The organism is Kitasatospora sp. NPDC059812 (assembly GCF_042732075.1).
Classification (GTDB): Bacteria; Actinomycetota; Actinomycetes; order Streptomycetales; family Streptomycetaceae; genus Kitasatospora.
In genome coordinates this window covers 35,666-58,999 of sequence record NZ_JBHWIO010000015.1, presented here as the reverse complement: position 1 = coordinate 58,999, position 23,334 = coordinate 35,666, and the positions used below count along the sequence as shown (strand labels likewise).

Genomic DNA, 23,334 nt, shown 5'->3' with positions numbered 1-23,334 from the left:
GGGAGCTCAGGCCGGGTAGAGGTTGTAGGTGGTCGGGTGGGCCGTGGTCGGGGTGTTGAGGGCGGGGTCGAGGGTGAGGATCGCGTGGTGCACGTGTTGCAGGTGCGGGGAGGGCTGGATGCCGAGCTCGGTGGTGAGGCGGTGCCGCAGGTGGTGGTAGGTGGCGAGGGCGGTGGTCTGCCGGCCGGCCCGGTAGAGCGCGACCATGGCCTGGGCGTGCAGGCCCTCGTGGTGCGGGTGCTGGTGGGTGAGGTGGGTGAGTTCGGGGATGAGCTCGTTGTGCCGGCCGAGCCGCAGGTCGGTGTCGATGCGGCGTTCCAGGGTGATCAGGCGGCTCTCCTCCAGGCGCATGATCTCGATGGCGAGGATCGGCCCGGGCCGCACGTCGACCAGGGCCGGGCCGTGCCAGAGCGCGAGGGCCTGCCGGAAGTGGGTGGCGGCCTGGTGGTCGTGGCCGTGGTTGAAGGCGTGCTGCCCCTGGGTGGTGAGCAGGCTGTAGGTGTGGACGTCGAGGTTGTCCGGGTGGGTGGTGAGCTGGTAGCCGCCGTGCCGGGTGGTCAGGATGTCCTTGGCGGTGATGTGCGGGGTCGGCCCGAGGCCGTGGGTGATCCGGCGGCGCAGTTGCAGGATGTACGTCTGCATGGTGGTGAGCGCCTGTCTGGGCGGGTCGTCGCCCCAGATCTCCTCGATCAGGGTGGCGGTGGGCAGGATGCGGTTCGGGTAGAGCGCGAGGAGGGCCAGGATCTGGCGCTGCTTGGCGGCGGTGGGGACGACGGAGATGCCGTTGAGGTCGGCGGTGAGGGGGCCGAGGACCTTGAGGTGCATGGCGGTTCTCCTCTCGGGCGCGGAGCGTCCGCTCGGGTGGGCGTCATTCGGCTGCTTGTTCGGGTCGACGGAATGGTGGGGCGGACGCGTCGCACCCTAGTTGGGCCGAGGGGCGGGGGCCGGATTCCTCAAGTGCCCGTCGAGCGCGGTTCCGGGCGCTCTGGTGGGGCCTCCGGGCAGACCGGTGCGGCAGAGCGGTGCGGCGGGTCGGCGCGGCGGGCCGGCGCTCGACGGTGTGACGGGCGGGGCGCCCGGCGCGGACGGGGCCCGGGAACGTACGATCGGCGAATGGCTGACATGACGGAAACCACGCCAGGCTGGCTCGCCCCCGAGGAGCTGGAGACCACCCGCGCCAAGATGCCGATCCTGTACGTCGAGGCCGTGCCGGTCCGCGTCGACGACGCCGGCGAGGTCACCCAGGTCGGTCTCCTGCTGCGGATCGGACCGGACGGGACGGTCAGCCGCACGCTGGTCTCCGGCCGGGTGCTGCACCACGAGCGGATCCGCGACGCCCTGCTGCGGCACTTGGAGAAGGACCTCGGCCCGGTGGCGCTGCCCCGGATCCCCGCCTCGCTGCAACCGTTCACGGTCGCCGAGTACTTCCCGACCCTGGGGATCACCGAGTTCCACGACCCGCGCCAGCACGCGGTGTCGCTGGCGTACGTCGTGCCGGTGGTCGGCGACTGCCGGCCGCGCCAGGACGCGCTCGACCTGGTCTGGTTCAGCCCGCAGGAGGCCGCCTCCCCGCTGGTGCAGCAGGACATGCCCGGCGGTCAGGGGGCGCTGCTCAAGCGGGCCCTGGCGCACGTCGGCTGCCTGAGCTGAGCACTCCGGCCGGGGCCCGCACCGGTGAGGTGCGGGCCCCGGCCGGGAGCCGGTCAGGGGATCGGTCAGGGAGCCGGTCAGGCCCCGGCGGATGCCAGCCGGGCGGTGCGCCGGGCGGTCGCCTCGACGGGGTCCAGCACCGGCACGGCCGCCAGCAGGCCCTTGGTGTACGCGTGCTGGGGGGAGTCGTACACGGCGTCGGCGTCGCCCTGCTCGACGATCCGCCCGGCCCGCATCACCGCGACCCGGTCGCTCACCTGCCGGACCACGGCCAGGTCGTGGGCGATGAAGACCAGCGCGAGGCCGAGGTCGCGCTGCAACTCGCCCAGCAACGCGACCACCTGGGCCTGGGTGGTGACGTCCAGTGCGGAGACCGGTTCGTCGCAGACGATCAGTCGCGGCTGCGGCGCGAGCGCCCGCGCGATGCCGACCCGCTGGCGCTGTCCGCCGGAGAACTCGTGCGGGTAGCGGTGGTACCAGCCGGCGTCGAGGCCCACCCGTTCGAGGAGCTCGCCGACCCGGGCGCGGATGCGGCGATCGTCGCTCTCACCGGCGATGCGCAGCGGGTCGGCGATGGACTCCCCGATGCTGCGGCGCGGGTTGAGCGAGGACACCGGGTCCTGGAAGACCATCTGCAACTCCCGCCGGAGCGGGCGCAGTTCCTTCTCCCCGAGCGCTCCGATGTCCCGGCCGCGGTAGTGCAGCCGGCCGCCGGTCGGCTCCAGCAGCCGGACCAGCATCCGCCCGAGCGTGGTCTTGCCGGAGCCGGACTCGCCGACGATGCCCAGCGTCTCGCCCGCACGCACGGTGAGCGAGACGCCGTCCACGGCGGCCACGGGGGCCGTGTGGCGGGTGAGGCCGCCGCGGGTGGCGAACTCCCGGCGCAGGTCGGTGGCTTCGAGCAGGACGTCGCCGTCGGTGCGCTCGGCGGCTCCGTCGTCGGCGGCGCCTCCGGCAGGGCCGGCAGGCCCGGTGTGCGCAGCGCCAGCAGCGCCAGGAACGCCCGGAGCGTCGACCCGGGGCACCGCCGACAGCAGCGCGCGGGTGTACGGCTCGCGCGGCGTGCCCAGCACCTCGGTGACCGGGCCGTGTTCCACCGCCCGGCCGTCCTTCATCACCAGCACCCGGTCGACGCTCCCGGCGACCACCCCCAGGTCGTGGGTGACCAGGACCAGACCGGCCCCGGTCTCGGCCCGCAACTCGTGCAGCAGGTCGAGGATCTGGGCCTGGACGGTGACGTCCAGCGCGGTCGTGGGCTCGTCGGCGACCAGCAGCCGCGGCTCGCAGGCCAGGGCCATCGCGATCAGCACCCGCTGGCGCATGCCGCCGCTGAACTCGTGCGGGCGCGACCGCGAGCGCCGCGCCGGATCGGGGATGCCGACGCGGCCGAGCACCTCGACGGCCCGGGCCCTGGCGGCTCGGCGGGAGACGGCCCGGTGGACACGTACGACCTCGGCGATCTGGTCGCCCACCGCGTAGTACGGGTCGAGGGCGGAGAGCGGGTCCTGGAACACCATGGCCGCCAACCCGCCGCGCAGCCGCCGCAGTTCGTCGCCCTCGGCGGTGACGGCGTCGACGCCGGCGACCCGGACGGAGCCGCCGACCCGGGCGCCGGTGCCGCGGTGCAGGCCGAGCAGTCCGTAGGCGACGGTGCTCTTGCCGGACCCGGACTCGCCGACGATGCCGAGCGCCTGCCCGGCCTCCAGGGTGAAGCCCACGCCGTCGACGGCGCGTACGTGCCCGTCGCCGACCGGGAAGTCGACGACCAGGTCCCGGACGTCGACAAGGGGAGGAGCCAGGGGTTCGGCGCTCACGTCAGGACCACCCTTCGATCGGTCACCGCGTAGAGCACGTCCGCGACGACGTTGGCGAGGACCACGGCGAACCCGGTGACGAGGGTGAGGCCGACGACGGTCGGCAGGTCGATCAGGCTGACCGAGCTGACCAGCAGCTTGCCGAGCCCCGGGAGCCCGAACAGTGACTCCGTCAGCACGGCGGACCCGAACATCGTCCCGAGGTCCATGGCGGTGAGCGCGATCACCGGGGTGAGCGCGCCGCGCAGCGCGTGCCTGGTCACCAGGCGCCGCTCGCTGACGCCGTACGCCCGGAAGGTCCGGATGTGGTCGTCGGCGAGGGTCTCCAGCATGGACGAGCGGGTCAGCCGGGCGTACTTGGCGGACTCGATGAGCGCGAGCGAGACCCAGGGCAGCAGCAGGCCCCAGAACCACTGCTGCGGGTCCTCGGTGAGCGGTACGTAGCTCGGGAACGGCAGCCACTGGAGCTGGGCGCACAGGACGATGAGCAGCACCAGGCCGATGACGAAGACCGGGATGGAGTTGCCGGCCAGCGTCAGCGCGGTCAGCAGCCGCTCGCTGAGCCGGCCCCGGCGCAGCGCGGAGAGCAGCCCGGTGCCGACCCCGAGGGCCAGCCAGAGCACCATCGCGCCGAGCGCCAGCGAGGCCGTCACCGGGAGCCGGGCGGCGATCATGTCGGTGACCTGCTCGCCGCTGCGGTAGGAGACGCCCAGGCACGGCGCCGGGCAGTGCAGCAGGCCCGTTCCGGCGCTGAAGTCGCGGCCGGCGACGACGCCCTGGAGGAAGTGGGCGTACTGGAGGTAGACCGGTGCGTCGAGGCCGAGGCGTTCGCGCACCTGGAGGACCTGGGCGGGGCTGCACTTCTCGCCGCAGGCCAGCTGGGCGGGGTCGCCGGGGGCGATGTAGAAGACCGCGTAGACGATCAGCGAGATGGCGAGCAGGACGCCGACCATGCCGATGGCCCTGCGGAGCAGGAAGCGGGTCATGCGGTGGCCTCCTCGGCGGCGGCGGCCGACGGGCCGGGGCGGGCGGAGTCCGACGAGCCGCTGCCCGACGAGCCGGCGCCGCGTGCCGTTCCGACCCGCAGCCGGGAGGCCGCGCGGGGGTCGAGCTCGGTGCGGACGGCGTCGCCGAGCACGGTGAAGGCGAGCACCGTGGCGAACAGCAGCGCGGACGGGAGCAGCACGTACATCGGGTCGGCGCGGAACCAGGTGGTCGCGCCGGAGAGCATCTGGCCCCACGACGAGGTCGGCGGCTTGACGCCCACGCCGAGGAAGGACAGCCCGGCCTCGGCGATCACGTTGGACGGCAGCAGCACCGCGGCGTAGGTGATGACGGGCGCGGCCAGGGACGGCAGCAGCTCCCGGCGGGCGATCCGCCAGCGGGTGGCGCCGGCGAGCCGGGCCGCGGCCACGTAGTCGAGCTGGCGGAGGCTGAGCGTCTGCGCCCGGACCAGCCGGGCGGTGCCGGCCCAGCCGAGCAGCCCGATGACCAGGGTCAGCAGGAGCGGGCGGGGGAAGTCGGAGGGCACGACCGCCATCAGCGAGATGGCGAAGACCAGCGAGGGCAGCGCGAGCATCACCTCGGTGGTGTTGCCGATCAGCTGGTCGAGCAGCCGGCTGCCGAGGCCCGCGGCGAGGCCGAGCAGGACGCCGATGGTGACCTGGACGAGGGTGGCGCCGACGGCGACGAGCAGCGAGATCCGGGCGCCGTGGACCAGTCGGGCGAACACGTCGCGCCCGGTGCCGGGTTCGACGCCGAGCCAGTGCTCGGGGCTGACGCCGCCGAAGGAGCCGGTGGGCACCCCGCCGGCCGCCGAGTCGAGCAGGTCGTTGTGGTAGCTGGTGGGGTCCTGGCCCTCGATCGCGCTGAGCAGCGGTGCCGCTGCCGCGATCAGGGCGAGCAGGGCGATGACGAGGCCGGCGGCGAGGACGGCGCGCCGCGCGAGCAGCCGCCGCCACACCGTCCGGCCCCCGGCGGCCGGGGAGGCCGCGAGGGCCTCCCCGGCCTGGGGTTCCTGTGGAGCCATGGTTGTCTGACCGATCCGTCCGATCCCGCCCGCTACTTGACCGCGACCTGGGAGATGTCGAGCACGCCGGTCCAGTCGCTGATGACGATGTTGCGGACGTCCTTGCCCGACAGCCGCTTGTAGACGGGGTGGAACAGCGGGACGGTGAGGGCCTGGTCGCCGATCCGCTTGTCCAGGGCGCCCCAGCGCTTGGCCGCCTCGGCGTGGTCGGTGATCTTGTTGATCTGGTCGATCTCGTCGTTCACCGACGGGTCGTCCAGCTGCGCGGAGTTGAAGTTGTAGCCGTCGGTGACGATCTGCCGGCCGTCGAAGATCGGTGCGAGGAACGGGCCGCCGGAGGGCCAGTCGGCGCCCCAGCCGGAGAGGAAGAGGCCGGGTTCGGTGCTGACGGTGTGGATCGTCTTGGAGTACCTGGTGGAGTCCAGGGCGTCGAGCTGGACGGTGATCCCGGCCGCCTTCAGGCCGTCCTGGACGGCGGTGGCCAGGTTCGGGCCGTAGCCCTTGCCCGATTCGGTGGAGTGGGTCAGCGTGATGGTCAGGCCGTCCGGGTAGCCGGCCTCCTTCAGTAGCTCCTTCGCCTTCTCCGCGTTGCCGGTGGCGCCGGCCGGGAACGGGTCGTACGGCGTGTACCCGAAGGTCTCCTGGGTGGGCAGGTAGGTGGTGGCGGCCTCGGCGAGCGAGGAGCCGCCGGCGGCGTTGACGACCGAGGTGCGGTTGAGCGCGTAGGCGACGGCCTGCCGGACCTTGGGGTTGTCGAAGGGCTTGACCTTGGGGTTGAACGCCAGGTAGTTGACGTAGCCGAAGTGGCCGGTGCCGACGCGGGCGGCGAGCGCCTTGTCGTCCTTCACCTGGGCGAGCTCGGAGGGGCCGAGGTTGGTGTCGGTGGTGACGGCGGCCGCGTCGGCGCCGGTGCCGGCGGAGAGCCGCTGGTTGATCACCGCCGGGTCGAGCCCGGACTGCACGTCGACGGTGTCCGGGTACGCCTTGCGCTGGTCGTCGTTGGCCGCGGACCAGTTGGGGTTGCGCTTGAGGACGAGGTGCGCGCCGTCGTTCTCGTTCTTGACGACCTGGTAGGGACCGGAGGAGACGGGGTGCTCCTGGTACTTCGTCCCGGTGTCCTTGGCCTTCGGGACGGGGGCGAACTGCGTCTGGGTGGCCAGGTACGGGAAGTCGCCCTCGGGCTTGTTGAGGCGGAAGGTGATGGTCTTCTCGTCCGGGGTCTCGATCGCGTCCAGAGCGCGGCCGTCCTTGTACGGGCCCTGGTAGTCGGCGGCGCCGACCAGCCAGTCCCTCAGGAATGGCGCCCCGCCCGAGAGTTCGGGGGCGAATGACCTTTCGATGCCGTACTTGATATCGGCGGTGGTGATCGCCGAGCCGTCCTCGTACTTCAGGCCGTCCTTGAGGTGGTACGTCCACACCGTCGCGCCCTCCGAGGGGGTGCCGGTGTCGGTGGCGAGGTCCGGGACGACCTTGGTGCCGGCCGCGCCGTCGGCCCGGTTGCGGGTGGTGAGGGTGCGGAAGACCAGGGAGGGCACGTTGCCGCCGCCGGAGGTGTAGAGCCGTGCGGGGTCGAACTGGTCCTGCGGGTTCTGGTTGAGGACGGTGAGGGTGCCGCCCTGCTGCGGTGCGGCGTCCTTGCCGGTGCTTCCACCGCCGTCGCCCTTCGGTCCGCACGCCGCGACTCCGACGGCCAGGGCGACGGTGACGGTCGCCGCGGCGAGGCGGCGGGGGGTGAAGGTGGTTCGAGACATCGGAAAGGGGGCCTTTCGCTACCGATGGTGTACGGAGGAAGGCGGGCGACAGTGAGGCCGTGAGGAGAGTGAGCGGCACCGCGCCCGCAGGGAGGGGCGACGTCCCGGGGCGGCGATCACCGCTACGTGTCGGGACAGGCGGATTCAGCGACAGAGATTGTCGGAAACGCAGTGCGCGGCCACGCCGATCAGCGCCAGCTCGATGGCGGCGCACTCGATCGGGTGACGGTCAGACATGCCGAGAAGACTGTATGACTTTAAGCAGAATGTCAAAACTCCGGATACCATCCGGCCGCCACCGGAACTCCGGGAACGGATTACGGCCCGGGCGCCGGGAGACCGTGCGGAAGCGGGGGGAAACCCGGGGCCCGGGCCCGCCGGACCGGCGGGCGCGACATCACCCGAGTGGGTGCCGCGACCCTTCGAAGCGCCGGCGCCCCGAAGGCCCCGAACCGCCCGCCGGGCGGCCGTCCCGGGCCCTCGCGCACTTCCGTCTGCGGGTTGCCGCGCGCGGGCGCCTGCCCAAGCATGGGTGAACGTGATCGGCGATCGCGCGCAGCGCGGCCGCCCTACCGAGCGGAGCCGGACGTGGCCCCTTACCTCGAAACCGATCAGGACGCCCTGGTGGCGAGCGCACTCGCCGGATTCGCCCGGGCCCACCCATCGCTCGTCGTCCACGACCCCGACCTCGGATTCGTCCGCGCCCGTGACCGGGCCCCCGGGCGCCGGGTCGGACTGCTCTCCGGCGGCGGCTCCGGGCACGAGCCCCTGCACGTCGGATTCGTCGGCCGGGGCATGCTCGACGCCGCCTGCCCGGGCCGGATCTTCGCCTCACCGCACAACCGGCAGATCTTCGAGGCCTCGCGCGCGGTCGCCGGCGAGGACGGCGTCCTGCACATCGTGAAGAACTACACCGGCGACCGGATCAACTTCGGCATCGCGGCCGAACGGCTGCACCGCCAGGGCATACCGTGCGCCAGGGTCCTGGTGGACGACGACCTCGCCTCCGAGTCCGAGTCCGTCGCCGCCGGCCGGCGCGGGACGGCGGCCACCGTCCTGGTGCAGAAAATCCTCGGAGCGGCCGCCGACCTCGGGCTCGGACTGGCGGAACTCTCCCTGCTGGGAGCCGAGTTGGCCGGGCGCTGCCGCAGCATCGCAGTGGCCGGCGCCGCACACACCTCCCCGGCCACCGGCCGGCCGGCCTTCGAGGTGTCGGACCGGACGGTCGAGTTCGGCGTCGGCATCCACGGCGAACGGGCCGAACTCTCCCTGGAGTGCGAACCACTGGCCGTCCTGGTGGGCCGGATGGCGCTGCGCCTGCTGGAGGCGCTGCGCCCGGCCCGCGCCCCCCTGGTCGCGCTGGTCAACGGGCTGGGCGCGACCACCGGCCTGGAGCTGTACGCGGTCCTGTATGAACTGGCCGCCGTCCTGGACGCCGGCGGGCGCCGCCTGGCGCGCAGCCTGGTCGGCGACTACGTCACCGCCCTCGACATGCGGGGGTTCTCGATCACCCTGCTCGCCGCCGACGAGCAGACGCTCGCGCTGCTCGACGCCCCCGCGTACACGGCGGCCTGGCCGGTCGCGCAATCGGCGCCGGCCCCCGGTCACCAGGAGGTCAGGAGATGACGGGCACGAAGGCCTTCGACGGCGTCTTCACGGCGGGCTGGATGCGACGGTTCGCCGAGACCGTCGCGGTCACCGAGGAGGAGCTCACCCGGCTCGACCAGGCCGCCGGGGACGGCGACTTCGGCGTCAACCTGCTCACCGGCGTGCGGTGCGCCCTGGCCGCGCTGGACCGGCTGCCGCCGGGGCGCCAGGCCGCGGCGGTACCGCTGGGCGCGGCGGCGGGCGCGTTCCTGGACGAGGTCGGCGGGACGAGCGGGCCGCTGTTCGGCCTGGTGCTCCAGGAACTGGCGGCGGCCGTCGGCGCCGGCCCGCTGACCGGCCCGGCCCTCGCCCGGGGAGTGACGGCGGCGCTGGAGGCCGTCCAGCGGGTGGGGGAGGCGCGGCCGGGTGACAAGACGCTCGTCGACGCCCTGCACCCGGCCGCACTGGCCCTGCGCGGCTGCACTCCCGATGCCCGCCCGGACGACTGCCTCGCCGCGGCCGCCGCCGCGGCCGCGGCGGGCGTCCGCCGGACCAGGGCCCTGCGGGCCCGCCGCGGCCGGGCCAGCTACCTTGGCGAACGGGCCTCGGGAGTGCCCGACCCGGGCGCCGTGGGCATCGCGCTGCTGTTCGCCTCCGCGCACGCGGTGCCGCGGACGCTGGACGGCGTGCTGCTCGGTGACGGCGTTGCTGACACCGCGTCCGCCGACACCGTGCCGACCGACACCGCGCCCACCGACACCGCGTTCGGCGGGCCCGATCCGCTGTGCGGCCCCGAGCCGGCCCCCGCCGGACCGTGACCGCCCGGCCCCGGCCGGGCGGCGCCCAGCCGGCTCCCCAGCCGGCTTGCGCCCCGCCGGGCGCTGCTCGGCCGGGGGTTGTTCGGTCAGGGGCCGCCCCGCCGGGGGCTGCTCAGCTGGTGAGGGCGAGAGCACTCCGGCGCCGGACCCAGTCGAGCAGTCCCGGCTCGCCCAGGGTGGCGACCCACAGGTCGACCGCCTCCCGCGCCTCGGTCGACGGGTGCGGTCCGACACCGATCACCCGCAGCCCCGCCAGGACGGCCGAGCGGATGCCGCAGAAGGTGTCCTCCACGGCGAGGCAGTCGGTGGGCTCGGCGCCGCAGAGCCGGGCGGCGGTCAGGTAGACGTCCGGCGCCGGCTTGGGCCCGATCCCCTCGGCCGGGACCACGATGTGCTCGAAGTGTTCGAGCAGTCCGGCGCCGCCGAGTCCGGCCTCGATCACGTCGCGCGGGCAGTTGCTGGCGACCGCCAGCGGGACGAACCCGCTGAGCCGGCCGACCAGTTCGGCCGCGCCCGGCATCGGGACCGGGTCGGCGTCGACGAGCGCCCGGAAGCTCACCAGCAGCCGGTCGGTCAGCTCCGGCGCCAGCGAGGGGTCGCCGGCGGTCTCGGCCATCAGCCGCCCGCAGTCGGAGTAGTGCAACCCGGCCGCGCGCGCCGTGAACTCCGGTCCGGCCGTGAGTCCGTAGCCTCGCAGCACCTCCGCACGGGCCTGGTGCCAGTGCGACTCGGTGTCCATCAGCGTGCCGTCGCAGTCGAAGACGACGGCTGCAGGGGTCCAGTCGTTGATTCTCTCCACGGTCATGCCTACGCCCTTCAGGTGGGATTGGCTTTGTGGGATTCGCCGGAGTGCGCGTCGGGACGAGGGGGGCGGGGGGCGCGCCGCGCGCGCGGGCCCCCTCCTCGTGCATGTGTCCCATCCTCGTGCGCTGTGTCTCAGCGCACCCGGGTGGAGAACAACCGGGCCGACCAGTACACCGACAGCACGGTCATCACCACGACGACCAGCAGGCCCTGCCACACCGCACTGTCCCCGAGGTGGCCGGAGAACAGCGCGCGCATGCCCTCCACCGCCCAGTAGAAGGGGTTCCACTTGGCGGTCTGCTGCAGCCAGTGCGGTGCCAGGGTGAGCGGCAGCAGCACCCCCGAGAGCAGTGCGATCGGCTGTGCGAGGGTGTTCACCACCGGTGCCATCGCCGCGTCCGTCGGCACCATCAGCGCGATGCCGTAGGAGATCGCCGAGGTCATCAGCGCCAGCAGCCCGAGCAGCAGGTAGGCGAGCAGCAGGTTCAGCGGGCTCACCCGCAGCCCGAACGGCAGCGCGATCAGGGTGATCAGGATGGCCTGCACCAGCAGCGCCACCATCTCCCGCAGCGCCCGCCCGAGCAGCAGCGCCAGCCGGCTCACCGGCGTCACCCGGGCGCGCTCGATGATGCCGGCCTTCAGCTCGCCGAGCAGGCTGAAGCCGGTGAACAGCCCGCCGAAGATGCACAGCACCGCCAGCAGGCCCGGCACGTACACCTGGTAGGTGTCGGCGTAACTGCTGGTACCGCCGGGGACGAGCACCTTCTTCAGCAGCGGGGCGAACAGCAGCAGGTAGAGCACGGGCTGGATGATCCCGACGGCGATCCAGATCGGGGTGCGGATCATCAGCAGCACCTGGCGCTGGAAGACCAGCCAGGTGTCGCGGGCGAGCTTCATGGTCTCCCCAGGAGTGGGCGGATCAGGACTGCTGGAGCGAACGGCCGGTGCGGGCCAGGAACACGTCGTCCAGGCTGGGGCGTTGGAGCTGGACGGTGCCGGGTGTCACGCCCGCCCCGTCCAGCGCGCGCAGCAGCTGCGGGATGGCCGCCGCGCCGTCCTCCAGGTAGAGCCGCAGTCCGTCCTCCCCGCTGAACTCCAGCCGGTGCAGGTAGGGCTGCGGGCGCAGCACCTCGGCGGCCCGCTCGGCGACGCCCTCTCCGGGCTCCAGTCCGAGCAGCACGACGTCGCCGGAGATCTCGCGCTTGAGCACCTCGGGCGTGCCCTCGGCCACCACCTGGCCGTGGTCGACGATCGCGACCCGGTCGCACAGGGCGTCGGCCTCGTCGAGGTAGTGGGTGGTGACGACGACGGTCATGCCCTCGGTGCGCAGCCGGCGGATCTCCTCCCACACGTACGCCCGGCTGGCCGGGTCCAGCCCGACCGTGGGCTCGTCCAGGAACAGCACCCGGGGCTCGTGGATGACGCCGAGCGCGATGTCCACCCGGCGGCGCTGGCCGCCGGAGTAGGTGGCGCACGGGCGGTCGCCGAATTCGGCCAGGTCGAAGGCCTTGAGCGCGCCCTCGGCGGCCTGGACGGCCTGCGCCTTGGCGGCGCCGTACATCCGGGCCTGGAGCACCAGCTCCTCGCGGGCGCTGACGGTGTCGGTGGTGCCGCCGCCCTGGGCGACGTAGCCGATCCGGCGGCGTACACCGGCCGGGTCGGTGAAGAGATCGGCCCCGGCGATGCTGGCCTGACCGCCGTCCGGGCGGATCAGGGTCGCCAGCATGCGCAGGGTGGTGGTCTTCCCGGCGCCGTTGGGCCCGAGGAAACCGTAGATCTCGCCCGCGTCGACGGACAGGTCGATGCCGCGCACAGCGTCGACGGTGGGGTTCTCGCCGCTCTTGCGGGAGGTCTTCTTGCGATAGGACTTGCGCAGTCCCGTGGTCTCGATCAACCGGAACTCCCGTGCTGGGATGGGCTGCCACGGCACCTGGGAAGGCGGTGCTCGGCACCTGCGAAGGCGGTGCTGGGCGCCACCCTAGGGCGAACCCCGGCCCGGAGACAATGGCCTAGACCAATGGACGTTGATCTTCCGGTCTGCTACAGGGACCCCGGTAGCGGCTGCCGGAAGTCCCGCCCGGCTCGGGCCGCCAGGCCCTCCAGCCGGTCCGCGGCCGCGGCCGCCCCGCCGCCCGCGCGCAGCGCCTCGCCGACCCGAACCGCGTTGTGCCGGTAGTCGGCCGTGTCCAGGACGGCCCGCAGGGCCTGCGCCAGCCGCTCCGGCGTCACCCGGGCGAACGGCACCCGCAGCCCCGCCCCGGCCGCCGCCACCTGCGCCGCGACGAACGGCTGGTCGTGCCGGATCGGTGCGGTGACCAGCGGCAGGCCGTGCGTCAGGGCCTCGCCGACGGTGTTCATCCCGCCGTGGCACAGCACCGCGTCCAGCGCGCCGCGCGCCATCAGCTCCAGCACCGGCGCCCGGTCCACCGCGACGGCCTGCGGTGGCAGTTCGGGCAGCAGCTCGCGCGGGGTGGCGAACACCGGCTGCACGTCGTCGCCGCACAGCTCCAGCGCCCGGGCGGCCCGCGCGTGGAAGTCCGCGCCCAGCTCGCCGGCCAGCGTGCCCATGGTGACCAGCACCCGCCGGCGCCCGGGCAGCAGCCGCTCCCACGGGAAGTCCGGGTCGGCCGGCCGGGCGGACTGGACCGGCCCGACCAGCGCGTGGTGCGGGGGCGGCGCGTCGTCACCGGTCAGCGCGGGGCCGGTGGTCGCCAGCACCAGGGCGGGCGAGAAGCGCGGGTCCACGTACTCCTGCGCGGGCAGCCGGGCACGCTCCCACAACCCGCGCAGCAGGCCGGTCATCCAGGCCTCCACCTGCGGCAGTGCCCGGTACGGCCGGCCCAGTTCCATCGCCCCGGGCGCGAAGCTCGCCCACGGCAGGCCGTGCCGGTGGGCGGCCAGCGCGCCCGCCGGGGTGTGCTGGTCGACGAGCAGGACGTCCGGCCGGAACTCCCGCACGATCGCGTCCAGCGGCTTCGCGGTGAACCGCGCGTACGGGACGATGAAGCCCTCCCAGAGCGAACGCAGCGCGGCGAGCCCGTGCCCGCCCTGCGCCCGGAACGCCCGGGTGCCGGTGCCGAGCACCTGGGCCTGGGGGCCGAGCAGCGGGCGCAGCACCGACTCGGTGCCGGTCCAGGCGACGTCGTGTCCGCGCGCGGTCAACTCGGCGGCGATGCCCGCCGCGGGATTGACGTGCCCGGTCAACGGGGGCATCACCAGCAGGAACCGGGTCATCGTGCACCCTCCTCGGGGATCAGTTTCTGCAGGTCGGCGACGGTCAGCGCTTCCAGGGCGGCCAGGTCCAGCCCGGCGCGCAGCCGGGCCAGGTCGGCGGCCGGGCCGAAGCGTTCGCGCAGGCGCCCGGCGAGCGCGGCCAGCTCGCCCTCGTCGAGCAGCAGGTCGCCGTCCAGCCGGGCGTCCGGGGTCAGCCGGTCGGCCCAGCCGGGGGGCGCCCCGGCGGCCTCGACCAGCAGCGCGACCAGCTCGGGGTGCAACGGCGCGGCGGGGTGGTGCGGTTCACGGTCGGACGACGTGTGAGAAATGGCATCGGACATCGAAGGGGGTCTCCCACCTGCTCGACGGCACGGGGGTGAACGCGCCCGCCCCGGAGGCGGATTCGGCGGCCTCGGAGACGAACGCGACGGTGAAGGGGCCCGAGATCACTTGTGCGACCAGGCGGGCGTCGGAATACTAGCCCGCGTGACAGCACTGGAGGCAGTGGCCGTTCACCTCCCCCCGCACGCCGTGCCCATCGAGGCGGTTGGTGAGCGGATCGGCCTGACCCCACGTCAACTTCGACTCTTCCGCCGCTTCCACGGACTGGACCAGCTCCGTCTGGACCCGTCCGGGACGCTGCCCGACCTGCTTGACTCCGCCCTCGACAACCTGCCTGAGCTGCGCGGACGCGAACGGGACGTCCGCTTCGTGATCCACGCGCGCAGCATGCCGGTGGCGGTGCCCTACCCGCTCAACCCACTGCACGACCTGCTCGCCCCGCGCGGCCTCGCGCACGCCAACGCCTTCACGGTGACCCACCACGCGTGCGCGGTGGGCCTGCTGGCCATCGACCTGGCCGGCCGGCTGCTCGCCGCCGAGCCCGACCCGCGGGCGCTGGCGCTCATCCTGGCGGGCGAGAAGACCTTCACCAAGGACGCCCAGGTGGTGCCCGAGACGGGTATCTTCGCCGAGGGTGCGGCCGCCTGTCTGGTGAGCGCCGACGGCGAGCGCCACCGGGTGCTCTCCTTCGCGGTGCGCCAGCGCCCGGAGTTCGACGGCCGACTGGCCGAGGACGCGGACCTCCTGGCCCGCTACCAGCGCGAGTACCCGAACGTGATGGTGGAGGCGATCGAGGCCGCCCTGGACGAGGCAGGTCTGGACCTCTCCGACCTGGCCGCGGTGCTTCCGCACAACGTCAACCAGGCGTCGTGGCGGATGATAGCGCGCCGGATCGGCTATCCGCTCGACAAGGTGGTGCTGGACAACGTGCTGTCGGTGGGGCACAGTTTCGCTGCGGACAGCCTCATCAATCTTCACACCGCCACCACGCGGGGGCTGCTGCGCCGCGGCGACCACTACCTGATCGCCGCCGCCGGTGTCGGAGCCACGTTCTCCGCGATGGCGGTCCGCTGCTGACGAAGCGTCGGCTTCGTCCATCCTTCCCATGCCAGACCACTCTCCCACGTACGACGGGACGGGACACCCATGTCAGAACCTGTGGTCCAGACCACTGACCCCGAGCTGCGCGAGCGGATCCGCACCGGCATCGGCGAACTGCTGCCCCGCGTCCTCAAGCGCGAACTGCCCGAGATCCCCGAGAACGCCTGCCTCTTCGACGACCTCGGCCTCACCTCGGCCGGCACCATCGAGCTCATCCTGGAGCTGGAGGAGTCGCTCGACATCCAGGTGGACGTCGAGCAGATCACCGAGGACGACCTGCGCTCGGTCACCAAGCTGGCCGACTACGTCGCCGGACACGTCATCCCCGAGGACTGACCAGGTGGCCGACCACGGCCTGCGGATCACCCGGGTGCTCGCGCGGCGCTTCGACGGGCGCTCGGAGGCCTCGCTCCACCCGGACCTGCGGGTGTTCGTCTCCGACCTCGTCCGCCCCTACGGCCTGCCGCTGCGCGAGGACCTGCTGCGCGAGGGCGTCGGCCACTCCTACGAGGAGCTGGCCGCCGACCTGCTGCGCGAGGCGCTCGCCGAGGACGAGCCCGTCGACCTGCTGATCCTGGCCTTCGACACCCCGGACGTCCGACCGGGCGCGCCGTCCTCGCTGGCGCTCAGCCGGTCCTGTCCGGGCACGCCGCTCGCCTTCGCGGTCTGCGACCAGGGCGTCGCCGCGGCCTTCACCGCGCTGCGCCTCGCGGTCGACTACCACCGCACCGGATCCTGCCGTCGGGCGGTCGTGGTGCTCGCCGAGCAGACCGCGCTGCACCACGAGCCGGCCGCGCCGGTGTCGCTTCCGGAGCGGCACGGCGTGGTGGTGCTGGTCTGCGAGGAGGCCCCCGGGCCTGATATGACGATCCATCAGATGCCTGGTGCCGGGCTGCCGGACACGGCGGTGCGGGATCGGGCTGCCGGGCTGGGGTCCGACCCGGCGCTCGTGCTCGGCCCCGGGCTGGCCGGTGCCGAGAGCCCGGCCGCCCAGCCGTTCACCGGGGCCTGGGCGGAGCTCGCCGAGCAGCTGCCCGCCTGGCGGGCGCAGGGGCGCCCCGTCCTGGTCGCCGACCTGGACCGCCGGCTCGGCGTGCTGAGCACGTTGACCCTTCCGTAGCCATGGTTCGGTTCATGCCAACTCGCTTGTCTCGCACAGGAATTGGCGAACCATCGGTTTGGTAGACGATTGGTCTGGACCAGCGTGCGAGGTCGCTGGTAGCGTCCCGATCGCACCCCCGCTGAACCCTTCCCGGCGAGCCGAAAGGCGCGTACGACGTGACCCCGTACGGCGAGACACAGACCAGTAGGCGGATCGAGGTCCGGTACGCGGCCCCGGCCGACGGTGCGGCCGGCGGTTCGGGGCCGCTCACGCTCGGCCAGGACAACATGATCCGGTGCATCGGGCGTGACGCCCCCGAGCAGATCAACAAGGATTCGCTCTGGCCCGTCCCGGACGGCACCTCGGTGTCGGCCGGGGTGGCCGCCCTGCGCCGGCTCGTCGAACGGCACGAGTCGCTGCGCACCTCCTTCCCCGCCGGCCCCGGCGCGGACGGCTTCCCGGAGCGCCAAGTGGTGCACCCGGAAGGCCGGTTCACCGTCACCGTGATCGAGGCGGGCGATCGCGACGGCACCCAACTGGACGCGTTCGCAGCGGAGTTGGGCCGAGCCGACGTCGCCGTTCCGTTCGACCTGGCCGCCGCCCCGCGGCTGCGCGTCACCCTCGTCGCCGACGGGGAGCAACTGCTGCGGCTGGTTGCGGTGGTCTGCCACGCGGGCGCCGACGGCGCCGCCACCGTGCTGCTGATCCAGGACTGGCTGGACCTCGCCGCCGGCAAGGACCTCCCGCCGGTCACCGCCCCGACCCCGCTGCGGATCGCGGACGCGGAACGGAGCGCGCAGGGCCGCCGCAAGTCGGCCGCCGCCCTGCGGTACTGGGCCCGCAGCCTCGCCACCGGCCCGCAGGTGGTGTTCGCCGACGCGCGGATCACCGGCCCCCCGCGCGACCACTCGGCCGTCCTGGTCCGCTCCCGCACCGCCGCCGAGGACCTCGCCGCCGTCTGCCGCCGCACCGGCGCGAGCCCGTCCGTCGTCCTGCTCGCCGCCTTCGCCGCGCTCGTCACGCACCGGTCCGGCCGTCCCGAGCTGGCGCTCTCGGCGCTCTCCGCGAACCGCCAGCGCGCCGCCCTGGTCGACCACGTCGGCACCCTGGCGCAGGACGCCCTGATCCGGCTCGACACCGGGGCGGCCGACCTCGACCAGCTGATCGGCCGGGCCAAGGCGGCCTCGCTGAGCGCCTACTGGCACAGCACCCTGGACGCCGAACAGGTCTGGCGGCTCATCGAGGACTGCGCCCACCTGCGCGGCAGCCGCTTCCCCCGGCATGTCGTGGTCAACGACCTGAGCCTGACCATCCCCGCGGCCGTCGCCGACGCCCAACCCGCCGCGGCCGCCGACCCCGAACTGACCCGGGTGCCCGCCCCGCCGCTGCCGGTCCGGCTGATGTTCACCATCCTGCGGATCAGCGGCAGCCTCGACTTCGCCCTGATCAGCTGCCCGCAGGTGCTGGACCCGGACGAGACCGACCGGTTCGCGCAGGCGCTGCTCGCCGTCCTCGCCGCCGCCGCCCGCGGGCCCGTGCCGCTCGACGCCCTGCCCGGCGTCGGCGGCGTGCCGACCCCCGGCCGGAGCGGGGAGTGGCACCTGGTCGACGGCTCCTGGATCGACCTGGCCGCCGTCCGCGCCCTGCTGGAGGCCGCCCTCGGCGCGCGGGCGGACATCGAACTGGCGCTGGACGAGGGAAGGCTGACCGCCAGGCTGACCAGCGCGGACCACGAACTCACCCCGGCCGTCGCCCACCACGCGGTGGTCGCCGCCCTGCCCGGCCGCGACACGGCGATGGCGCCGCACCACTACGTCGTCCGGCACACCGGCCCCGGGGCGGAGGCCGTCACCTCCGGCGGCGGCCGCGACCCGGACATCGCCGCCCGGCAGGCGGCGCTCACCTGAACGGGGGGAGGACGGGCAGACGCGGTCGGCTCACTCCAACGGGTCCTCGCCGTCCCACCGGACGTCCCACGAACACACCGAGGTCGCCCCCGAGGTGAGCCCCCACGGGCTCGGCACCTCCTCCTCGTCCTCGTCGCCCTGCACCGGCAGCCGGTCGATCGCCGCGACCAGCCGCGGCGGCAGTTGCGGCGCCAGCCCGTGGTGGACCCGGGACAGGATGTCGCGCCGCACGTCGTCCGGCAGCAGCGGCCTGGTCATCCGCAACGGCATCGGCCCGGAGGGGCGTCCGGCCGCCGCCAGCTGGTCTGACCAGGCCCGCCAGTAGTCGGCGTCGTCGTTCTCGCCGAGCTTCAGATGGTGCAGGTGCAGGCAGTACGCCGCCGTGCCGCAGCCCGATCCGGCGGCGAAGCGCCACCAGAACTCGGCGCCCTCCTCCCGCCCGGTCGCGTACAGCAGCGCGGCGAACACCTCCGCCCCCTCGGGCTGGATCCGGCGGGCGTTCACCAGGAGGTCGAGCCCCCGGGAGGCGTCCGGCGCGCCCAGCACCAGGGCCACCACCAGGCCCAGTTCGAAGGCGGCCTGCTCGAACTCCGACGGCAGGTGTGTCGGCGCGGCCGTGAGCCGGGCCTGGCGCAGTGCTGCGATGCGCTCGGCGTGCGCGCGTTCCGGCCGGGGCACGTGAACCACCGCACGCCCCCCACCGCTCGTACCCGCCCCACCGCTCGTACCCGCCCCGTCGGGCGGGTCGGCTTCCGGCCCGGGCGTCACAGCTGACCCGCGCGGTCCGGCAGTTCACCCGCGCGGTCGGCCGGTTCGCCCGAGCTGTCCGGCAGTTCGCCCACCCCGAGCCGGCGCGCCAGCCGCTCCCGCGCGTGCCGCAGGTTGGAGTGCACCGTCGCCACCGGCCGCCCCAGGTAGGCCGCGATCACCTTGACGTGCAGGCCCAGCAGGTACCGCAGGATGATCACATCCCGCTGCCGGTCCGGGAGTTCGAGGATCGCCGCGTACAGCCGCACCTCGTCCGCCTCGCTGTGCAGCAGCCCGTTCGCGACCTGCTTGAACGCGCCGATCACCGCGGCGAAGGTGACGGCCTCCACCGCCACCGGTTCCTCGGCGGACATCCAGTCCGAGACGTGCCGGTTCGCCAACCGCCAGGCGTACGCGGCCGGCTCCTCGAACCGCAGCACCTGCGGCCAGCAGCGGGCCAGGTCCGCCTTCACGGCCTCGACCACCAGCGCGGCGTCCGCCTGGCCGCCTATCCTGGTCAACGCGAGGGCGTGCCAGGCGGGTTCATGGGTCTCGCAGAACGACGCGTAGGTGAGGTCCAGCCGCAGGCCGAGGTCGCCACCGGCCTCCCGGTCCGACTCCGGGCCGTCGGCGCGCTCCAGCGTGGGCCCTCCCCGGTACCCGCGCACGGGGGCGCCCCTGTCGATCGTCATCGAGCCTGCTTTCCGTGGCCGCCGGCAGCTCGGCGGTCCACTCGAGGGTCGGGCTGTCTGCGCCCATCCTCAGTCCATCCGGCTCGTCACTCCAGGCCGTATCCCGAATACGGATTGTCATCCCATCGGATCAGTCGACCGGTTGGAATGCGGCGGACCGCGCCTGACCTCCGGATACGGTGGGCACCAATCGACAGGTGTCCGCGACGCCAAGGGGAACGCGATGAGCCTCTACGACGGAGTCGACCTGCGGCTCAACATGCCGCACTCGGCCCGGATGTACGACTACTACCTCGGCGGCTTCACCAACTTCGCCGCCGACCGCGAGGCCGCCGGGCACGCCCTCGCCCTCGGACCCTGGCTGCGCGTCGCCGCCCGCGCCAACCGGTCCTTCGTCCACCGCTCCACCCGTGCCCTCGCCCGGGCCGGCATCGACCAGTTCCTCGACATCGGCACCGGCATCCCCACCCCGCCCAACCTCCACGAGGTCGCCCAGAGCGTGGAACCGTGCGCCCGCGTCGTCTACGCCGACAACGACCCGATCGTGCTCTCACACGCCCAGGCCCTGCTCACCGGCACCCCCGAAGGCCGCACCGCCTACGTCGAGGCCGACGTCACCGACCCCGCCCGGCTCCTCGCCTCGCCCGGCCTGCGCGACACCATCGACCTCACCCGGCCCGTCGCGCTCTCCCTCAACGCCCTCCTGCACTTCGTCCCCGACACCCACGGCGCCCACGAGCTCGTCGAGCACCTCAAAGCGGCCCTCGCCCCCGGCAGCGCCCTGGTGATGACCCACGTCACCCCCGACTTCGCCCCGGCCGAGATCGCCGGCCTGGTCCGGATCTACGAATCCGCCGGCACCGCCGCCCAGGCCCGCACGCTCCCCGAGTTCACCCGCTTCTTCGACGGCTGGAGCCTCATCGCCCCCGGCATCGTCCCCACCCCCCACTGGCGTCCCACCCCCACCGACCCGCCGGCCACCGCCCCCGAAGCCGCCGCCTACGCGGCCGTGGCCCTCAAACCCTGACCCCGCCGGCCGCGCCGCCCCCACCCGCTCCACCCGTGCGGCCTCGCCGCCCCGGGGACAGACTGGTGGTGGATCGATGCTGCCCGTGAGGCTGGGAGAGGCATGCTGCTGGGACTCACCACCGCCTTGGTCGCGACCGTGTGCTTCGGGTTCGGGGCGGTGTTCCAGGCGCGTGGGGCGCGGTCGGCGCCGCAGGCGGACCGGGTGCGGGCGGGGCTGCTGGCCGCGCTGGCGCGCTCGTGGGAGTTCCTGCTCGGCACCGTGCTGGACATCGTCGGTTTCGCGCTGAGCATCGTGGCGCTGCGCAGCCTGCCGCTGTTCCTCGTGCAGGCCGTCACCAATGCGAGCCTGGCCGTGACGGCGCTCGCCGCCGTCCGGCTGCTCGGGGCACGGCTGCGCCGGGGGGACGCGGTCGGAATCGTCGCCGTGGTGGTCGGCCTGACGCTGCTGGCGTCGGGGTCGGGCCGGGAGGGCCGGGAGCACGCCCCGCCGCTGTTCCACTGGGCGCTGCTCGCGACGACGGCCGTGATGCTGTTGCTGACCCTCGTCCTGGTGCGCCGGGCCGGCACCGTGGCGGCGGCCGGGCTGGGGCTGCTGGCGGGGGTGGGGTTCGGGGTGACGAGCCTGGCGGTGCGGGTGATGGACGCGTCGAGCCTGGTCACCGTCCTCACCGACCCGGCGGCGTACGCGCTCGTGGTGGGCGGCCTCGGCGGCTACCTGGCGTACGCGCTGGCTCTGCAGCGCGGCACGGTCACGGCCGCGACCGCCGCCGGGACGGTTGCCGAGACCTTCGGTCCGGCGCTGGTGGGCGTGGCGGCGCTGGGCGACGCGGCGCGTCCGGGGTTCGAGTGGTGCGCGCTGGCGGGCTTCGCGGTGGCGGTGGGCGGCACCTTCCTGCTGTCCAGGTTCGGGGAGTTGGAGGGGCAGTCCGCGGAGGTGGCCGGTGCGCGGCCGGGCGTGGCGGACCGGGACCCTGAACCCGGCCCGGGTCCGGAGGCGGAGTCCGAGCCGGCCGTCCCGCCCCGGTAGCCCGGGCGGCGCCGCCGTGCGAAGGTGACTTGCCGGACAAATCGGACGGTTGAACGCCCACGGAGCGGCAGGTGCGCGATGGCGGACGAAGCCCAGCCGGGCCCCCGACGGCCGGGGCCCGCCGACCCTCCGGTCGTGCTCGTCACCGGCGCCTCCTCCGGCATCGGCCTGGCCACGGCCGTCCGCCTGGCCGACGCCGGCTGGCGGACCCTGCTGTCCGGTACGGACGGCGCCCGCCTGGACGAGGTCGCCGCCCGGACCGGTGGCCGCGTCCTGCCCGAGGACCTGAGCAAACCGGACGGCCCGAGTCGGCTCGCGGAGGCGGCCCTCGCGGAGGCCGGCCGGGTGGACGCGCTGGTCGCCAGTGCGGGCCTGGGGTGGCGCGGACCGTTCGCGGACACCCCCTCGGACGTCCTGGACCGGATGATCGAGGTCAACTTCGCCGCCCCGCTGCGGCTGGTCCGCCTGCTCCTGCCGGGCATGCTGGAGCGCCGCCGGGGCCGGATCGTGCTGCTCGGCTCGATGGCCGGCCAGGTCGGCGTGCGCGACGAGTCGGGGTACGCGGCGACCAAGGGCGGGCTGGCGATGTTCGCGGAGAGCCTCTGGTACGAGCTGCGCGGCACCGGGGTGGGGGTGCGCCTGGTGCTGCCGGGCCCGGTGGACACCCCGTTCTTCGACCGGCGCGGCACGCCCTACCAGCGGGAGCGGCCACGGCCCGTGCCGGCGGAGCGGGTCGCCGACATCGTGGTCGCGACCATCACCACCGGTCGTGACCGGCTCTTCGTGCCGCACTGGCTCGGCTTCCCGGCCCGGATCCACGGCGTGGCGCCGGGCGTGTTCCGGCGCATGGCCTCCCGCTTCGGGTGAGCCCGGTGAACACCGCGACCCGGGTGCTCGCGGCGGCGACTGCGGCGGAGTTCGCGCACCTGGCCCCGGCGGCGGTGCGCCTCCCGGCACTGCGCCGCACGCTGGCCCGTCGAACCGCCGGCCTCGGCGCCGACCCGCACCACGTCGCCCTGACCTTCGACGACGGCCCCGACCCGCGCAGCACCCCGGAGATCCTGGATGCGCTGGACGCGCTGGGCGGTGTCCGGGCCACCTTCTTCCTGCTGGGCTCGATGCTGGAGCGCGCCCCCGCCCTCGGCCGGGAGCTGGTGCTGCGCGGCCACGAGGTGGCCGTCCACGGCTGGCACCACCGGCCGCAGTGGTACCCGGCCCCGGCCCGTGACCTGCGCGAACTGCGCCACGCGACCGAGGCGGTGACCGCGCTGTGCGGGGTGCGCCCGCACTGGTACCGCCCGCCGTACGGGGTGCTGACGGCGGGCCCGGCCCTGGCCGCCCGGCGGCTGGGCCTGCGCCCGGTGCTGTGGACGGCCTGGGGCCGGGACTGGACGGCGGAGGCGACCGGGGCCTCCGTCTACGCGACCGCCCGCCCCGGCCTCACCGGCGGCGCGACCCTCCTCCTGCACGACTCCGACTGCACCTCCGCCCCCGACTCCTGGCGGGCCACCCTCGCCGCCCTCCCGCTGATCGCCGCCCACTGCCGCGCCCACTCCCTCACCCTCGGCCCGCTCCGCGACCACGCCGTCCCGGGGGCCGCCCGCGGCTGACGGCGAAGCCCCCCCCCCCCCCCCCCGGGGGGGGGGCGGGGGGGGGCGGGGGGCGGCGGGGGCAGCGGGGGCGGGGCACCCCGGGATTGGCGCGGGCGCCCCCGCTCCGAC

General features: G+C 74.2%; 23 protein-coding genes and 1 pseudogene. 11 read left to right on the top strand and 13 right to left on the bottom strand.

The window, feature by feature from the left end; genetic code table 11:
* Positions 1 to 6: 6 nt before the first annotated feature.
* Positions 7 to 825 carry a BTAD domain-containing putative transcriptional regulator gene (locus tag ACFV6D_RS10910; protein ID WP_380423135.1) on the bottom strand — a complete coding sequence of 273 codons (819 nt, stop codon included), beginning with the start codon at positions 823 to 825 and terminating at the stop codon, positions 7 to 9.
* 297 nt (positions 826 to 1,122) lie between these two features.
* Between ACFV6D_RS10910 and ACFV6D_RS10905 the strand changes: the two genes are divergently transcribed.
* Positions 1,123 to 1,650, top strand: a complete 528-nt coding sequence (locus ACFV6D_RS10905; RefSeq protein WP_063345851.1) for an NUDIX hydrolase family protein — start codon at positions 1,123 to 1,125, stop codon at positions 1,648 to 1,650.
* 77 nt (positions 1,651 to 1,727) lie between these two features.
* On the opposite strand, the gene ACFV6D_RS10900 is transcribed toward ACFV6D_RS10905, so the two are convergent.
* The 5 genes from ACFV6D_RS10900 to ACFV6D_RS10880 form a co-directional block, all read right to left on the bottom strand.
* Complete coding sequence (locus tag ACFV6D_RS10900) at positions 1,728 to 3,449, bottom strand: ABC transporter ATP-binding protein (protein WP_380559316.1); 1,722 nt, start codon at positions 3,447 to 3,449, stop codon at positions 1,728 to 1,730.
* A gap of 11 nt (positions 3,450 to 3,460) precedes the next feature.
* Positions 3,461 to 4,450: an ABC transporter permease gene (locus tag ACFV6D_RS10895; protein WP_363622942.1), complete on the bottom strand. Its 990-nt coding sequence runs from the start codon at positions 4,448 to 4,450 to the stop codon at positions 3,461 to 3,463.
* Entirely contained in the window at positions 4,447 to 5,493 is a 1,047-nt protein-coding gene (locus ACFV6D_RS10890) for an ABC transporter permease (RefSeq protein ID WP_380559254.1), read from the bottom strand. The genes ACFV6D_RS10895 and ACFV6D_RS10890 overlap by 4 nt, the downstream gene beginning before the upstream one ends.
* A gap of 32 nt (positions 5,494 to 5,525) precedes the next feature.
* On the bottom strand, positions 5,526 to 7,244 hold the full coding sequence (locus ACFV6D_RS10885; protein ID WP_380559252.1) for an ABC transporter substrate-binding protein: 1,719 nt from the start codon (positions 7,242 to 7,244) through the stop codon (positions 5,526 to 5,528).
* Between the two features lie 144 nt (positions 7,245 to 7,388).
* Entirely contained in the window at positions 7,389 to 7,481 is a 93-nt protein-coding gene (locus tag ACFV6D_RS10880) for an Ms4533A family Cys-rich leader peptide (RefSeq protein ID WP_317620150.1), read from the bottom strand.
* Positions 7,482 to 7,832: 351 nt separating this feature from the next.
* Between ACFV6D_RS10880 and ACFV6D_RS10875 the strand changes: the two genes are divergently transcribed.
* Positions 7,833 to 8,870 carry a dihydroxyacetone kinase subunit DhaK gene (locus tag ACFV6D_RS10875; protein WP_063345848.1) on the top strand — a complete coding sequence of 346 codons (1,038 nt, stop codon included), beginning with the start codon at positions 7,833 to 7,835 and terminating at the stop codon, positions 8,868 to 8,870.
* Positions 8,867 to 9,514, top strand: a pseudogene (dhaL, locus tag ACFV6D_RS10870) (dihydroxyacetone kinase subunit DhaL); the annotation flags it as partial. The gene ACFV6D_RS10875 and the pseudogene dhaL, both read left to right, overlap by 4 nt.
* 247 nt (positions 9,515 to 9,761) lie before the next feature.
* Here dhaL and ACFV6D_RS10865 read toward each other — a convergent pair.
* The 5 genes from ACFV6D_RS10865 to ACFV6D_RS10845 form a co-directional block, all read right to left on the bottom strand.
* Positions 9,762 to 10,454: an HAD family hydrolase gene (locus ACFV6D_RS10865; protein WP_380431184.1), complete on the bottom strand. Its 693-nt coding sequence runs from the start codon at positions 10,452 to 10,454 to the stop codon at positions 9,762 to 9,764.
* 131 nt (positions 10,455 to 10,585) lie between these two features.
* Complete coding sequence (locus tag ACFV6D_RS10860) at positions 10,586 to 11,350, bottom strand: ABC transporter permease (RefSeq protein WP_380491835.1); 765 nt, start codon at positions 11,348 to 11,350, stop codon at positions 10,586 to 10,588.
* Positions 11,351 to 11,372: 22 nt separating this feature from the next.
* Positions 11,373 to 12,347: an ATP-binding cassette domain-containing protein gene (locus tag ACFV6D_RS10855; protein WP_063350668.1), complete on the bottom strand. Its 975-nt coding sequence runs from the start codon at positions 12,345 to 12,347 to the stop codon at positions 11,373 to 11,375.
* A gap of 146 nt (positions 12,348 to 12,493) precedes the next feature.
* On the bottom strand, positions 12,494 to 13,687 hold the full coding sequence (locus ACFV6D_RS10850; RefSeq protein WP_380559250.1) for a glycosyltransferase: 1,194 nt from the start codon (positions 13,685 to 13,687) through the stop codon (positions 12,494 to 12,496).
* Positions 13,684 to 14,007 carry a hypothetical protein gene (locus ACFV6D_RS10845; RefSeq protein ID WP_159398581.1) on the bottom strand — a complete coding sequence of 108 codons (324 nt, stop codon included), beginning with the start codon at positions 14,005 to 14,007 and terminating at the stop codon, positions 13,684 to 13,686. Before ACFV6D_RS10845 ends, ACFV6D_RS10850 begins: the two co-directional genes overlap by 4 nt.
* Before the next feature lie 145 nt (positions 14,008 to 14,152).
* Here ACFV6D_RS10845 and ACFV6D_RS10840 point away from each other — a divergent pair, with 145 nt between their 5' ends.
* The 4 genes from ACFV6D_RS10840 to ACFV6D_RS10825 all read left to right on the top strand — a co-directional run bounded on the left by ACFV6D_RS10840 (position 14,153) and on the right by ACFV6D_RS10825 (position 18,118).
* Positions 14,153 to 15,085: a 3-oxoacyl-[acyl-carrier-protein] synthase III C-terminal domain-containing protein gene (locus ACFV6D_RS10840; RefSeq protein WP_363582555.1), complete on the top strand. Its 933-nt coding sequence runs from the start codon at positions 14,153 to 14,155 to the stop codon at positions 15,083 to 15,085.
* A 69-nt stretch (positions 15,086 to 15,154) separates the two neighbouring features.
* Complete coding sequence (locus tag ACFV6D_RS10835; RefSeq protein WP_079136143.1) at positions 15,155 to 15,445, top strand: phosphopantetheine-binding protein; 291 nt, start codon at positions 15,155 to 15,157, stop codon at positions 15,443 to 15,445.
* Positions 15,446 to 15,449: 4 nt separating this feature from the next.
* Positions 15,450 to 16,229 (top strand): hypothetical protein, encoded by a 780-nt coding sequence (locus ACFV6D_RS10830; RefSeq protein ID WP_380491839.1) that lies wholly within the window; start codon positions 15,450 to 15,452, stop codon positions 16,227 to 16,229.
* Between the two features lie 158 nt (positions 16,230 to 16,387).
* Positions 16,388 to 18,118: a condensation domain-containing protein gene (locus ACFV6D_RS10825; RefSeq protein WP_380491841.1), complete on the top strand. Its 1,731-nt coding sequence runs from the start codon at positions 16,388 to 16,390 to the stop codon at positions 18,116 to 18,118.
* A gap of 30 nt (positions 18,119 to 18,148) precedes the next feature.
* Here ACFV6D_RS10825 and ACFV6D_RS10820 read toward each other — a convergent pair whose 3' ends face one another.
* Positions 18,149 to 18,796 (bottom strand): hypothetical protein, encoded by a 648-nt coding sequence (locus ACFV6D_RS10820; protein WP_380491843.1) that lies wholly within the window; start codon positions 18,794 to 18,796, stop codon positions 18,149 to 18,151.
* An 86-nt stretch (positions 18,797 to 18,882) separates the two neighbouring features.
* Positions 18,883 to 19,557, bottom strand: a complete 675-nt coding sequence (locus ACFV6D_RS10815; protein WP_063350675.1) for an RNA polymerase sigma factor — start codon at positions 19,555 to 19,557, stop codon at positions 18,883 to 18,885.
* Between the two features lie 223 nt (positions 19,558 to 19,780).
* Here ACFV6D_RS10815 and ACFV6D_RS10810 point away from each other — a divergent pair, with 223 nt between their 5' ends.
* The 4 genes from ACFV6D_RS10810 to ACFV6D_RS10795 all read left to right on the top strand — a co-directional run bounded on the left by ACFV6D_RS10810 (position 19,781) and on the right by ACFV6D_RS10795 (position 23,223).
* The gene (locus ACFV6D_RS10810) at positions 19,781 to 20,584 is read left to right on the top strand and encodes an SAM-dependent methyltransferase (protein WP_380343185.1); all 804 of its coding nucleotides are present in this window, start codon (positions 19,781 to 19,783) and stop codon (positions 20,582 to 20,584) included.
* Between the two features lie 102 nt (positions 20,585 to 20,686).
* Complete coding sequence (locus ACFV6D_RS10805) at positions 20,687 to 21,613, top strand: hypothetical protein (RefSeq protein WP_380491845.1); 927 nt, start codon at positions 20,687 to 20,689, stop codon at positions 21,611 to 21,613.
* 78 nt (positions 21,614 to 21,691) lie between these two features.
* The gene (locus tag ACFV6D_RS10800) at positions 21,692 to 22,480 is read left to right on the top strand and encodes an SDR family NAD(P)-dependent oxidoreductase (protein WP_380559248.1); all 789 of its coding nucleotides are present in this window, start codon (positions 21,692 to 21,694) and stop codon (positions 22,478 to 22,480) included.
* Positions 22,481 to 22,485: 5 nt separating this feature from the next.
* Complete coding sequence (locus tag ACFV6D_RS10795; protein ID WP_380559246.1) at positions 22,486 to 23,223, top strand: polysaccharide deacetylase family protein; 738 nt, start codon at positions 22,486 to 22,488, stop codon at positions 23,221 to 23,223.
* Positions 23,224 to 23,334: the final 111 nt, after the last annotated feature.

Bases quoted from the DNA above. Each gene is read 5' to 3' on its own strand.
- ACFV6D_RS10815 (WP_063350675.1), bottom strand. From the start codon at position 19,557: ATGACGATCGACAGGGGCGCCCCCGTGCGCGGGTACCGGGGAGGGCCC.
- ACFV6D_RS10880 (WP_317620150.1), bottom strand. From the start codon at position 7,481: ATGTCTGACCGTCACCCGATCGAGTGCGCCGCCATCGAGCTGGCGCTG.
- ACFV6D_RS10890 (WP_380559254.1), bottom strand. From the start codon at position 5,493: ATGGCTCCACAGGAACCCCAGGCCGGGGAGGCCCTCGCGGCCTCCCCG.
- ACFV6D_RS10845 (WP_159398581.1), bottom strand. From the start codon at position 14,007: ATGTCCGATGCCATTTCTCACACGTCGTCCGACCGTGAACCGCACCAC.
- ACFV6D_RS10885 (WP_380559252.1), bottom strand. From the start codon at position 7,244: ATGTCTCGAACCACCTTCACCCCCCGCCGCCTCGCCGCGGCGACCGTC.
- ACFV6D_RS10835 (WP_079136143.1), top strand. From the start codon at position 15,155: ATGTCAGAACCTGTGGTCCAGACCACTGACCCCGAGCTGCGCGAGCGG.
- ACFV6D_RS10905 (WP_063345851.1), top strand. From the start codon at position 1,123: ATGACGGAAACCACGCCAGGCTGGCTCGCCCCCGAGGAGCTGGAGACC.
- ACFV6D_RS10850 (WP_380559250.1), bottom strand. From the start codon at position 13,687: ATGACCCGGTTCCTGCTGGTGATGCCCCCGTTGACCGGGCACGTCAAT.
- ACFV6D_RS10805 (WP_380491845.1), top strand. From the start codon at position 20,687: ATGCTGCTGGGACTCACCACCGCCTTGGTCGCGACCGTGTGCTTCGGG.
- ACFV6D_RS10910 (WP_380423135.1), bottom strand. From the start codon at position 825: ATGCACCTCAAGGTCCTCGGCCCCCTCACCGCCGACCTCAACGGCATC.
- ACFV6D_RS10810 (WP_380343185.1), top strand. From the start codon at position 19,781: ATGAGCCTCTACGACGGAGTCGACCTGCGGCTCAACATGCCGCACTCG.
- ACFV6D_RS10860 (WP_380491835.1), bottom strand. From the start codon at position 11,350: ATGAAGCTCGCCCGCGACACCTGGCTGGTCTTCCAGCGCCAGGTGCTG.
- ACFV6D_RS10865 (WP_380431184.1), bottom strand. From the start codon at position 10,454: ATGACCGTGGAGAGAATCAACGACTGGACCCCTGCAGCCGTCGTCTTC.
- ACFV6D_RS10895 (WP_363622942.1), bottom strand. From the start codon at position 4,450: ATGACCCGCTTCCTGCTCCGCAGGGCCATCGGCATGGTCGGCGTCCTG.
- ACFV6D_RS10800 (WP_380559248.1), top strand. From the start codon at position 21,692: ATGGCGGACGAAGCCCAGCCGGGCCCCCGACGGCCGGGGCCCGCCGAC.